Genomic DNA, 12,057 nt, shown 5'->3' on the forward strand with positions numbered 1-12,057 from the left:
GTCTTTGAGGGAGTGAGGGGGTTTACATGACGGCGCCCAGCGCCCAGGGCACGAACTCGTTCTGGCCGTAGCCGTGTTGTTCGCTCTTGGTCTTGCGGCCCGAAGCGGCGGCCAGCATTTCCTGGAAGATGCGTTCGCCCAGCTGCTCGACGGACTCCAAGCCGTCGATGACGGTGCCGCAGTTGATGTCCATGTCTTCTTCCTGCTTGGCCCACAGCGCGCTGTTGGTGGCCAGCTTGAGCGAAGGCGAGGGCGCGCAGCCGTAGGCCGAACCGCGCCCGGTGGTGAAGCAGATCAGGTTGGCCCCGCCCGCCACCTGGCCGGTGGCCGACACCGGGTCGTAGCCCGGCGTGTCCATGTAGACAAAGCCTCGTGCCGTGATGGGCTGGGCGTATTCGTACACGTCCACCAGGGGCGTGGTGCCGCCCTTGGCGATGGCGCCCAGCGACTTTTCCAGAATGGTGGTCAGGCCGCCGGCCTTGTTGCCGGCCGAGGGGTTGTTGTCCATCTCGGCGTGGTGGCGCGTGCAGTACTCGGTCCACCACCGCAGGCGGGCTTCAAGCTTGTCGGCCACGGCCTGCGACACCGCGCGCTGCAGCAGCAGGTGTTCACCGCCATAGATTTCGGGCGTCTCGGACAGCACGGCGGTGCCGCCGTGGCGCACCACCAGGTCCACCGCCGCGCCCAGCGCCGGGTTGGCGCTGATGCCGGAGTAGCCGTCCGAGCCGCCGCACTGCAGGCCCACCACCAGGTGGCTGGCGGGCACGGGCTGGCGCTGCACGGCGTTGGCTTCTGGCAGCAAGGCTTGGACGGTCTCGATACCGCGCGCCACGCTCCTGGCGGTGCCGCCCGTGTCCTGGATGCTGAAGGTCACCAGCTTGGCGCCTTCGCGCAGGCCTTCCTGCGCCAGCAGGCCCTGGATCTGATTCGTCTCGCAGCCCAGGCCCACCACGATGACGGCGGCGAAGTTGGCGTGCCGTGCGTAGCCGGCCAGCGTGCGGCGCAGCACGCGCAGGCCTTCACCCTCGCTGTCGGTGGCGCAGCCGGCGCCGTGGGTCAGCGCCACGATGCCGTCCACGTTGGGAAATGCTGCCAGCGCCTCGGGGTGGATATCGCGGCGGAAGTGGTCGGCAATGGCGCGCGCCACGGTGGCCGAGCAGTTCACGCTGGTCAGCACGCCGATGTAGTTGCGCGTGGCCACCCGGCCATCGGAACGCACGATGCCGTCAAAGGTGGCCGGAGTGGCCACATAGGCCACAGGCCGCACATCGCCGCCCACGGTGTGGCCGCGGTCAAAGCGGCTGAAGGCCAGGTTGTGCGTGTGCACATGCTGCCCGGGCGCGATGGCCTGGGTGGCGGTGCCGATGATCTGGTTGTAGCGGCGCACCGGTTCGCCCGCCGCGATGGCGTGCACCGCGATCTTGTGGCCCGGCGGAACCAGGCCCGACACGGTGATGCCTTCGGATTCGATGTGCGTGCCGCCCAGCAGTTGCTGGCGGGCGATGACGACGTCGTCGTTCGGGTGGATGCGGATGACGGGGTTCATGGTGGCCAGTGGGTTGGATGCGGTCTATTTCAGCAAGCCCATTTGCTGCGGCAGCCACAGCGTCAGGGCCGGGATGTAGGTGATGGCGATCAGCGCCAGCATCAGCGGCACCAGCCAGGGCAGGATGGCCATGGTGGTGCGCTCCACCGAGAGCTTGGAGATGCGCGCCAGTACGAACAGCACCATGCCCAGCGGTGGGTGCAGCAGGCCGACCATCAGGTTCAGCGTCATGATCAGACCGAACTGGACCGGGTCGATGCCAAGCTTGATCACGATGGGCAGCAGGATGGGCACCAGAATCGTGATCGCCGCGATGGTGTCGATGAAGCAGCCCACGAACAGGATCAGCAGGTTGGCCAGCAGCAGGAACACCCATTTGTTGCTGGTGATGGAGAGGATCCAGTCGGCCAGGGCCTGCGCGGCCTGCGTGGTGGTGAGCAGCCAGGCAAAGATGGACGCGGCGGTGACGATGAACAGCACCGAGGCGGTGGTCTCGATGGTCTCGAAGGTGGCTTGCGCCAGCGTTCGCAGGGTCATGGAGCGGTAGCGCACCAGGCCCAGGAACAGCGCCCAGATCACTGCGGCCACGGCGGCTTCGGTCGGGGTGAACCAGCCCATGGTCATGCCACCGATCAGGATGACGGGAGCCATCAGTGCCAGCACCGCAGAGAAGTTGTAGCGCCAGTCTAGCGCGATGAGTGCGACAAAGGCCGCACCCGCCGCCAGGTTGACCGACGCACCCGCCTTCACGGCCAGCCACACCGCCATCGGAAAGGCCAGCACCACCAGAATTTCCATGGCGGCGGCGCCCAGGCGACCCCAGTGGAAGGCCACGTCGCCGCCCCAGCCATTGCGGTGGGCAAAGTAAGCCACGGTGACCATCATCAGTACGGTCATGAACAGGCCGGGCAGGATGCCCGCCACGAACAACGCGCCGATCGAGACGTTGGCCATCATCCCGTAGATCACAAAGGGCAGCGACGGCGGAAAGATCGGGCCCAGCGTGGCCGATGCCGCGGTCACGCCCACCGCAAACTCGGTGGAGTAGCCGTGTTCCTTCATGGCCTTGATCTCGATGGAGCCCAGCCCCGCCGCGTCGGCGATGGCCGTGCCCGACATGCCCGAGAAGATCACCGAGCCGATGATGTTGACCTGCCCCAGGCCACCCTTCATCCAGCCGACCAGGGCCACCGCGAAGTTGTAGATGCGCCCGGTGATGCCGGCAATGTTCATCAGGTTGCCGGCCAGGATGAAGAAGGGCACCGCCAGCAGCGGGAAGGACTCGATGCCCGAGATCATGCGCTGCGCCAGCACGATGTCGGGCACGCTGCCCGAGACCAGGATGTAGATCAGCGAGCCGCCCGCCATGGCCACGGCCACCGGCAGGCCGCAGAGCATCAGCCCCAGGAAAGAGACGATCAGGATCAACATGGTGGGGGTTCCGTTCAGTGGGCAGAAGCGTCGAAGAAGCCGGGGTTCTGCAGCGCCGAGAAACCGCGCCGCCAGTTCTCCACGGCCACCTGCACGCCGCGCACGGTCATCAGGGCAAAGCCGGCAAAGGCCAGCCAGTACACATGGCTTTTGTTCCAGTTGATGGTGGTCATGGGTTCGTTGTCCACGGCCAGCGCGTAGCGCGCCACCAGCCAGGCACCGTAGCCATAGAAGACGATGGCCGCCACGTCTACCGCGGTCGACAAGGCCCGGCCCACCGGGGTGGGCAGGTAGCGGTACACCAGGTTGACCTGAATGTGCCGCACCCGCCGCACGCACATGGACGCACCGATGAAGACGACCGGCATCAGGCAGTACACGGCCAGCTCCTCGGTCCAGGCGAACGAGTCGTTCAGCACATAGCGGCTGAAGAACTGCAGGAACACCAGGCCGGCCATGGTCCAGAAGAAGCCGAGGCAGATCCAGTCTTCGATGCCGTAACCCGAGAGATCGACCGTGTGCTGGTCGGCCTCTGCGAAGCTGGCCACCAGCGCTTCCGCGCTGGTCTCGACCGGATGCGACTCCGCTGCACCTCCCGCAGCGGGCAGAGCGTTTTGAAGCAACATGCCGGTTCGCCTTACTTGACGGCCTGGATGCGGTCCCAGTCGGCCTTCTGGTAGCCGAACTGCTCGAAGGCTACGTTCTTCAGCACGGTGTCGCGGAACTCGCCGGTGTTCACCTCGGTCACGCTCACGCCTTTGGTGCGGAACACGGCGGCCAGTTCTTTTTCGCGTGCGGCCACTTCTTTCGATGCCTTGGCGGCGGCCTCCTGCGCCACTTCGGTGAACATCTTCTTGTCGGCGTCAGACAGCTTCTTCCACAGGCCGCCGGCCACCACGGTGTTCAGGTGGTCCACGATGTGGCCGGTCAGCACGATGTGCTTCTGCACCTCGAAGAACTTCTTGGCTTCGATGGTGGGCAGCGGGTTCTCCTGGGCTTCCACGGTGCCGTTCTGCAGCGCCAGGTACACCTCGGCAAACGCGATGGGCGAGGTGTTGGCGCCGCAGGCCCGTGGCATGGCCAGGTAGGCCGGCACATCGGGCACGCGCATCTTCAGGCCCTTCATGTCGGCGCACTTGGTGATGGGCTTGTTGCTCGTGGTGTGGCGGGTGCCGTAGTAGGTGGTGGCGATGATCTCGTTGCCGCTCTTTTGCTCGTAGCCGGCCGTCAGCTCTTTGTAGATGTCGCTCTTGGTGTAGGCCAGCAGGTGGTCCACGTCGCGGAAGGTGTAGGGGTAGTAGGTGACGCCAATGCGCGGGAAGGCCTTGGCCGCAAAGCTGGAGCCCGAGATGATGATGTCCACCGTGCCCAGGGAGAGGCCCTGGTTGATGTCGTTTTCCTTGCCCAGCTGCGAGGCGGGGTACACGTCGATCTGGTAGCGGCCACCGCTGCGCTTCTTGATTTCTTCGGCCGCCCACACGGATGCGGTGTGGAAAGGCTCGGATGTCTCGTACACGTGGGCCCACTTGAGCTTGGTCTGTGCAAAGGCGGGGGCGGCGACCACAAGGCTCGCTGCCAGGGCCAGGGTGATGCGTTGGAATGTCATGGCTTGTCTCCTGTTGTTGTCGATACGGTGTCAGCCGGCGCCTAGCCAGGGATGAGCTGCACCTTGGTGCTGCGGCTACGGTCCAAAGCCAAATCGAAGGCCGCCTTCGATTCGCTGATCGGGATCTGTGCGCTGATGAGCGGGCGCACGTCGGCGCGCCGGCTGCGGATGGCCTGCACGGCCCAGTCGAATTCAATGTCGGCGCGGAACGCACCGACGTAGTTCAGTTCGCGGGTCATGATGTCGTTGGCTGGAAAGGGCAGCTCGGGCGGCAGCGTACCGACCTGCACGATGCGGGCACCGCGACGCACCGCCGCCAGGCAGCCCGCCAGCGCGGCCGGATGTCCTGCCGCTTCGATCGCCACATCGACCTGGCCTTGCCACGCACGGGTGTCGGGCTGCGCATCGTCGGCGCCCACGGTGAGCGCCATCACGCGGGCCCGATCGCTCGGGTCGCTGCACAGCACACGGCCGGCGCCGGCCAGCCGCGCGGCGATCACCGCCATGCAGCCAATGGTGCCGGCGCCCGTCACCAGCACCGTGGCGCCCAGCAGCGAGCCGGCGCGCCGCACCGCGTGCAGCCCGACCGACAGCGGTTCGGCACAGGCGATCTCGCCCAGGCTCACGTCCTCGTCCTCGTCCACGGGCGTGAGTTGCGTGTCGGCGACCACGAACTGCTCTCTGAACAGGCCCGGCAGGTGCGGAAAGATCGCCGCACTGCCCAAGAACACCATCTGCTCGCATAGATTGCTGCGGCCCGCGCGGCAGGCCGGGCACGCGCCGCAAGGATGGGCCGGGTTCACAGCCACCTTCTGGCCCGCTCGCACCCGGGTGACCCCGGCCCCGACGGCCTCCACCACGCCCGAGGCCTCGTGGCCGGGCACGAAGGGCGCCCGGATGGCGAACGCGCCAGCGCGACCGTGCTGGTAGTAGTGCAGGTCCGAGCCGCAGATGCCGCCCGCGCCCAGGCGCAGACGCACCTGGCCCGCAGCCGGTTCGACCGGCGGCAGTTCCTCGACGCTCAGTTGCAGAGGGCCGTGCAGGGTGCAGGCCAGGCTCATGAAGCGCTCCTGTGGGCTTCGGTCTCAGTGGGTGCGGTCCAGCCGGCGGAGAAGCGCTCGTGGGAATGCTCCAGATGGCTGGTCATGGCGGCGCGGGCCGCTTGCGCGTCGTGCCGTGCGATGGCCTTGACCACGGCCCGGTGTTCGGTCACGGCCTGCTTCCAGGTGGTTTCGCGCTCGAAGTGGCTGCCCAGGCGCGCGAACAGCGGTCCGTTGCGTTCATCGAACAGCTGGGTGACGACGTCCAGCAAGGGGCTGTTGTCGCTGGCCTGGGCGATGCGCAGATGGAAATTGCGGTCGCCATGGATCGGCAGCGTCCGTGCGGCGATATCGCTTTCCATCTCGCGCAGGGTCTCTTCCAGATCGGGTACCAGCGTACTGTCTTCGCTGCGCGCGGCCACGGCGGCCAGTTCGCATTCGATCAACTGGCGCGCCCGGATGATTTCCAGCGGACCGTGGGCGTTGTCTAGCAACCGCACCGGCTCGCGGCCGATGACAACGATGCCTGAGCCCACGCGCACCTCGATGAGTCCCTGGACTTCGAGCGCGATCAGGGCTTCTCGCACGGATGGCCTCGACACCCCCATCTTCACCGCCAGATCGCGTTCGGCCGGCAGGCGCGACCCCACAGCGAATTCGCCGCTCTGGATGAGCTGGCGCAACTGATCGGCAATCTGGCGGTAGAGCCGGCGGGGCTCGATGGGTTGGAAGGGCATGGTTGGTAATTTGGTAAATTGGTCAGACCAATTGACCAGAGTATAGGCAGAACCTGTTGGGATGCGTATGGGGGTTTACCTGGGGGTGAGGAAGTTTTTCAGCAGTACTTCCTGCGCTGCGCTCACGCGCGCGCCGCGCTGCACGGCAAAGCTCCAGCCGCTGGGGCTGTTGATCTGGGCACTGATCAGCACGTTGCCGCGGTCATACACCCCCATGTGGCACGACTGCTCGGCCTTGCGGGTGAAGTCGTCCATGATGGGCAGCGCCTGGTTGATCAGGCGGTTCAGCGGGGGGTGCGAAGCCCTGGGAAGATACCCGTCGCAACAGCTAATTCAGACATAGCCTGAAATTGGCCTCTAGCCCTTAAGGAATAAGCGCATACAGCTATTAAAATTAGAGCATCAAGGTCTTGGATGGAATAAGTTGCTGTTTCTCGCCCGCCACGGCTGCTGCGCCCGATCTGTCGGCGTTGCTGACTTCCATCAATTTGCAGCGCTGGATTCGTCGGAACAATCGATGCAAGGCCGTGATGTGGCCCCTCAACCCTGAGCTGGAGGACGATCATGTTCGCTGGTGACCATGACATCGAGCATGCGGTCCTCGAACTGGAGGCCATGCTGCCCGAGCCCTTGCGGCCATTGGCGCGCGTGGCCTACGACTACCGCTGGTCATGGACGGCGGACGGCGCCGACCTGTTCGAGGCGATTGACCCCGAACGCTGGGCGCGTGCCGGACACAACCCCAGGCGCCTGCTGACCGAGACCCACCACGTCATGTTGGCGCGCGCCGCCGCCGATGCCAGCTTCGTCGGCTCGGTGAAGCGCATCGCCGCCGAACTCGCGGCCGACCGCGCCCGGCCCTGGCCCGCCGGGGACGCCAGCCCGCAGCACCCGGTGGCCTTCTTCAGTTGCGAGTTTGGCGTGCACGGCTCGCTGCCCATTTATGCGGGTGGCCTGGGCATCCTCGCCGGTGACATGCTGAAAGAGGCCTCCGACCAGGCGCTGCCGATGGTCGGCGTCGGCCTCATGTACCGCACCGGCTACTTCCACCAGCGCATCGACGTGACCGGTTACCAGCACGAATACTGGCTGGATGCCGACCCCGAACGCCTGCCGTGTGTCAAGGTGACCGGCGCCGACGGTCGCCCGGTTGTCGTCTCGGTGCCGGTCGACGACGAAGAGGTGACCGCGCACATCTGGCGGGTGGACGTGGGGCGCGTGCCGCTGTACCTGCTCGACACCGACCTGCCGCAGAACAGCCAGATGGGCCGCTGGATCACCTCGCGGTTGTACGAGAGCATCCGCGCGATCCGGCTGGCCCAGTACGCCATGCTCGGCGTCGGCGGCGTGCGGGCGCTGCGCGCGCTCGGTATCGAGCCCCGCGTCTACCACTTGAACGAGGGCCATCCCGCGCTCGGCGTGTTCGAGCTGCTGGTCCAGGCGCAAGCCCAGCCGGGTTGCGGGCCGGACGAGGCCTGGCGCCGGGTGCGGGAGCAGGTCGTGTTCACCACCCACACCCCGGTGCCGGCCGGCAACGAGACTTACCAGCGCGACGAGGTGCTGGCGATGCTGGGGCGCATTGCCGATGTGGTGGGTGACCGCGAGCATTTCCTGGCCATGGGTCGCATCGATCCGGCCAACACCGGGCAAGCAACGGGCTTGACGGCGCTGGCGTTGCGGGTCAGCCGCCATGCCAATGCCGTCAGCCGGCGACACGGGCAGGTTGCACGCGCCATGTGGCAGCCGTTGTTCCCCGGCCGCGCGGTGGAGCAGGTGCCGATCAGCCATGTCACCAACGGCGTGCATGTGCCGACCTGGCTGCACGGCCCGATGCGCGAACTGCTCGACCGCCACCTGGGCGAAGGCTGGCTGAGCCGGGCCGACCAGCCCGCCACCTGGGCGCCGGTGCTCAACATTCCGGCGGCGGACTTGTGGGCGGCACGCTGTGCGGCGCGACGCCAGCTGGTGGAGATGATCGCGCGCCGCGCCACCAGCGACCGGCTCAGTCGCGGTGACCCGCTCGACTATGCCGAAGCCCCCAGCAGCGGCTTCGATCCGGACCGGCTCACCATCGGCTTCGCCCGGCGCCTCGCCACCTACAAGCGCCTGCATCTGGTGGGCCTGTTGCCGGAGCGCGCGCTGGCCCTGATCGGCGGCGCCCAGCCGGTGCAATTTGTGTTCGCCGGCAAGGCCCATCCCGACGACAACGCGGCGAAAGACGTGGTACGCCAGATGTTCGCCCTGAAGCGCGCGCCCGGTGTGGCCGGGCGCGCGGCGTTTCTCGAAGACTACGACATTCCCCTGGCCGGTCACCTCGTCGCGGGCTGCGACGTCTGGGTCAACGTGCCGCGCCCGCCCAACGAGGCCAGCGGCACCAGCGGCATGAAGTCCTGCCTGGGCGGCGGCCTGCAACTGTCTGTGCTGGATGGCTGGTGGGCCGAGGCCTGGGATGGCAGCAACGGCTGGGCCATCAACGGCGATGTGGACGCCGATACCTCCGCGCAGGATCTGCGCGATGCGCGCGCCCTGTTCGACCTGCTGGAGCACGAGGTGCTGCCGATGTTCCACGAGCGCGACGCCGATGGCGTGCCGCTGCGCTGGGTGGCCATGATGCGGCGCAGCCTGCTGAGCAACGGCCCGCGCTTTTCGGCGACCAGAATGCTACGCGACTACGCTGATCAGGTGTATCGGCGCGAGGCCTCGTCCCGATGACTCGATGGCCTGTTCTTGTGCAGGCATCTCGTCCAGTTTGAAAACGCTGACCACCTGCGCCAGATGACCGGCCTGCTCCTGCAGGGACTGGGCCGCAGTGGCCGCCTGTTCCACCAGCGCGGCGTTTTGCTGCGTCACCCCATCCATGTGGGCAATCGCCTGGTTGATTTGCTCGATCCCCAAGGTTTGTTCCCGGCTGGCGGTGCTGATCTCGCCGATGATGACGGTCACGCGCCGCACGCTGGCCACCACCTCGCCCATGGTGGTTCCGGCCTGGTTGACCAGTAGCACGCCAGTGCCGACTTTTTCCACGGAGTCGTCGATGAGGTGTTTGATTTCCTGGGCGGCAGCGGCGGAGCGCTTGGCCAGATTGCGCACTTCGGCGGCGACCACGGCAAAGCCCCGGCCTTGCTCGCCGGCGCGGGCCGCTTCCACCGCGGCGTTCAGCGCCAGAATATTGGTTTGAAACGCGATGCTGTCGATGACGCCGATGATGTCAACAATCTTGCGCGACGATTCATTGATGGAGCCCATCGTGTCCACCACTTGCGCCACCACGGCGCCGCCCTTGACCGCAACCTCCGAGGCCGATACCGCCAGCTGATTGGCCTCGCGCGCATTGTCGGCATTGTGTTTGACCGTGGAGGTCAACTCTTCAAGGGAAGCGGCCGTCTGTTCCAGCGATCCCGCTTGTTGTTCGGTGCGGGCCGACAGATCCAAGTTGCCTGACGCGATCTGGCCGGAGGCACTGGCAATGGTGCTGGTGCCGGTGCGCACTTCACCGACGATGGTCAGCAAGCTGTCGTTCATGTCCTTGAGGGCTTGCAGCAGTTCCCCTGTCTCGTCCCTGGCCGTGACCTGAATGTGGCTGGTGAGATTGCCAGTGGCAACGCGCTTGGCGATGGCGACCGCCTCATGCAAGGGGCCAATAATGCTGCGCGTGATCAGGTGCGACAACCCGATGCCAAGCGCCACCGCCATCAGGCCGATCAGTGACAGCAGCACCATCAAATCCTTGCCCGAAGCGACGGCGCTCTCCATCAGTTCGTGCTCTTCGGTTTTTTGAAGATCGACCAGTTTGTTGATTTCCACCAGCACCTCGCGGTAAATCGGATCGATGCGGGTGGAGATGAGCTTGGCAACGGCCTCCGGGTTGAAGGCCAGCGCCTGGGAGATGGCATCGGAGGTCGGACCTTCCAGCGCCTTGTCGAGTCGCGCGATGTTCGCGAAAATCTGCTGGCCGGCCTCGGAGACACCCAGGGCCATCAATTGGTCGCGCGCCTCAACAAAGGTCTTGCGCTGGACCTTGAGCCGATCTTCTTCCTTGTTCATGGCTCCGACGTCCGTGTGCAGGCCGATGCTGCGAATCGCCACCACGCCTTCAAGCTGGGCGCTCTTCATGGTGGTGGTGAGTTCGACCTTGGCGTTGGCGGCCTTGAGACCCTCGAACAGGCTCTCCCGGTTCTTGATGCCAATGACGTTGTCCGTGATCAGCACGGCCACCAGCAGCGCCAGAATGGTGCCGAAACCTATGCGCAAACGGGTGCCGATGCGAAAGCCAGTCAATTTCATCATGTTATGTTTTCTCCCTGCTAACTTTCACTGAAGCGTCTCAAGGGCAAGGGCGTTCCCTTGCCCTTGTGGCTTACTTGTAGATGCCAACACCAATCAACACGTCGTCCACTTTTTCGACATAGGTCGACTTGTTTTCCACCGCCTTGGTGATGGTGTTCGGCCACTTGTAGTCGACCCAGCCCTTGCCTTTGCCTTTGGCAACTTCGATGAAGTTCTTGACGATGAAGACGCCGTTGGCATCCTTGATTTCGAGAAGGTTCTTGCCGATCAATTTGGGGTTGCCGCCGTGGGCTTTGTTGAGGCCTTCCATGTCATAGGCCATCACATACAAATCGCCTTTGATGAATTGCCCGGCGGGGTTGCTGAATTCGGCAAAGGCTTTTTCCTTGCCGTTTGCCTTGATGAATTCAACGCCTTTTTTAACCATGGCGGTGGCTTCCTCCGCCGTTCCCTTATCGGCAGCGAATGCGGCAGCGCCGATAGCCAGGGCGCACAGGCCGAATGTGATTTTCTTAAGAATATTTTTCATGTGAATCCCTTGTGATGCAGTGATAAAGACGGCTTGGCGCCGCATGAACCGAACATGAACCCAACCCCGGTCATGCTGACTCCGCTCTATTGTTGCGCTGCAGCATTACAAATATGTTACATATTTTTTGCGGCGCAACAGTCAAGTGAAATCGTTTGACCTTGTTTTTTGGGCTTCGGAGGGGCCAGGCTGCCCTTCTTTAATCCACTACGCAATATTTGGGCCCATTCATGACCGTGTTACGACTATGTGTGGTCTATCCTTGTCGCGATAGGTGTAACAAGGTGTTCTGACGTCAAGCAGGCCGTTCCTGTCGGGCACAACGCGCAAAAAAACTCAGACCGGCGTGTTAACACGGTGCGGCGCGCCGCACCAATAGGGTGAGCGGACATTTGGATGAGCCTCGGCATCATGGCCGTGTGACGTCACTTGCGCGCCTGCCACGCGCCAAAGCCGCCATGCAGGATGCGCACGTTCTCGAATCCGTCCATGCGCAAAGCCATCGCGACCTGGCCCGAAAACGAACCGGTGTTGCAGTAGACCAGGATGCTCTTGTCCTTGGGCAGTTTGGCGCGCTCAGCGAAGACCTTGCGCCACTCGATGTTGACTGCCCCGGGGATGTGCTCCTTGGCATATTGCCCGGCATCACGCACGTCGAGCAGGTAGAACTTTTTCCAGTCCTCGGCCGGAATCTGCTCGGCCATGATGGTGCCGCTGTTGTAGTCCACAAAGTCAAAGTACGACGCCACCGTCTCGGCGCTGGCCTCGTCCATCTGGGCCTGCGCGGCCATGGGAAGAAGGGCGGATGCGGCGATAAACGATGCCGCGAGCGTGACGCGGCGAGATGCGCGGGCAAAGGAAGTGAGTTTCAAAAGTTTGTC

General features: G+C 64.7%; 11 protein-coding genes. 1 reads left to right on the top strand and 10 read right to left on the bottom strand.

Translation table 11 applies throughout. The features are described 5' to 3' along the window. Positions 1–22: 22 nt before the first annotated feature. The 7 genes from C5P05_RS18120 to C5P05_RS18150 form a co-directional block, all read right to left on the bottom strand. Positions 23–1,546: a UxaA family hydrolase gene (locus C5P05_RS18120; protein WP_198674769.1), complete on the bottom strand. Its 1,524-nt coding sequence runs from the start codon at positions 1,544–1,546 to the stop codon at positions 23–25. Positions 1,547–1,570: 24 nt separating this feature from the next. Then, positions 1,571–2,977 carry a TRAP transporter large permease gene (locus C5P05_RS18125; protein ID WP_114971234.1) on the bottom strand — a complete coding sequence of 469 codons (1,407 nt, stop codon included), beginning with the start codon at positions 2,975–2,977 and terminating at the stop codon, positions 1,571–1,573. A 14-nt stretch (positions 2,978–2,991) separates the two neighbouring features. Continuing rightward, positions 2,992–3,603: a TRAP transporter small permease gene (locus tag C5P05_RS18130; RefSeq protein WP_114971235.1), complete on the bottom strand. Its 612-nt coding sequence runs from the start codon at positions 3,601–3,603 to the stop codon at positions 2,992–2,994. Between the two features lie 11 nt (positions 3,604–3,614). Then, positions 3,615–4,583: a sialic acid TRAP transporter substrate-binding protein SiaP gene (locus C5P05_RS18135; protein ID WP_198674770.1), complete on the bottom strand. Its 969-nt coding sequence runs from the start codon at positions 4,581–4,583 to the stop codon at positions 3,615–3,617. Between the two features lie 41 nt (positions 4,584–4,624). Continuing rightward, positions 4,625–5,644, bottom strand: coding sequence for an L-idonate 5-dehydrogenase (locus C5P05_RS18140; protein ID WP_114971236.1), 1,020 nt, complete (start codon positions 5,642–5,644; stop codon positions 4,625–4,627). Further along, positions 5,641–6,360 (bottom strand): FadR/GntR family transcriptional regulator, encoded by a 720-nt coding sequence (locus C5P05_RS18145; RefSeq protein ID WP_114971237.1) that lies wholly within the window; start codon positions 6,358–6,360, stop codon positions 5,641–5,643. Before C5P05_RS18145 ends, C5P05_RS18140 begins: the two co-directional genes overlap by 4 nt. Before the next feature lie 75 nt (positions 6,361–6,435). After that, a complete protein-coding gene (locus C5P05_RS18150; protein ID WP_198674771.1) occupies positions 6,436–6,615 on the bottom strand; it encodes a hypothetical protein in 180 nt (59 codons plus the stop codon). Positions 6,616–6,924: 309 nt separating this feature from the next. On the opposite strand from C5P05_RS18150, the gene glgP reads away from it, so the two are divergent. Next, positions 6,925–9,072, top strand: a complete 2,148-nt coding sequence (gene glgP, locus C5P05_RS18155; RefSeq protein ID WP_114971238.1) for an alpha-glucan family phosphorylase — start codon at positions 6,925–6,927, stop codon at positions 9,070–9,072. Here glgP and C5P05_RS18160 read toward each other — a convergent pair. From C5P05_RS18160 to C5P05_RS18170, 3 genes are all read right to left on the bottom strand, one after another. Further along, positions 9,022–10,647 carry a methyl-accepting chemotaxis protein gene (locus C5P05_RS18160; RefSeq protein WP_269813945.1) on the bottom strand — a complete coding sequence of 542 codons (1,626 nt, stop codon included), beginning with the start codon at positions 10,645–10,647 and terminating at the stop codon, positions 9,022–9,024. The genes glgP and C5P05_RS18160 overlap by 51 nt on opposite strands. Positions 10,648–10,717: 70 nt before the next feature. Further along, positions 10,718–11,176 (bottom strand): cache domain-containing protein, encoded by a 459-nt coding sequence (locus C5P05_RS18165; protein ID WP_114971239.1) that lies wholly within the window; start codon positions 11,174–11,176, stop codon positions 10,718–10,720. Positions 11,177–11,601: 425 nt separating this feature from the next. Next, complete coding sequence (locus C5P05_RS18170) at positions 11,602–12,048, bottom strand: rhodanese-like domain-containing protein (RefSeq protein ID WP_232834559.1); 447 nt, start codon at positions 12,046–12,048, stop codon at positions 11,602–11,604. Positions 12,049–12,057 lie beyond the last annotated feature (9 nt).

Origin of the sequence: Rhodoferax ferrireducens, assembly GCF_003347515.1 — a bacterium.
Taxonomy (GTDB): Bacteria; Pseudomonadota; Gammaproteobacteria; order Burkholderiales; family Burkholderiaceae_C; genus Rhodoferax.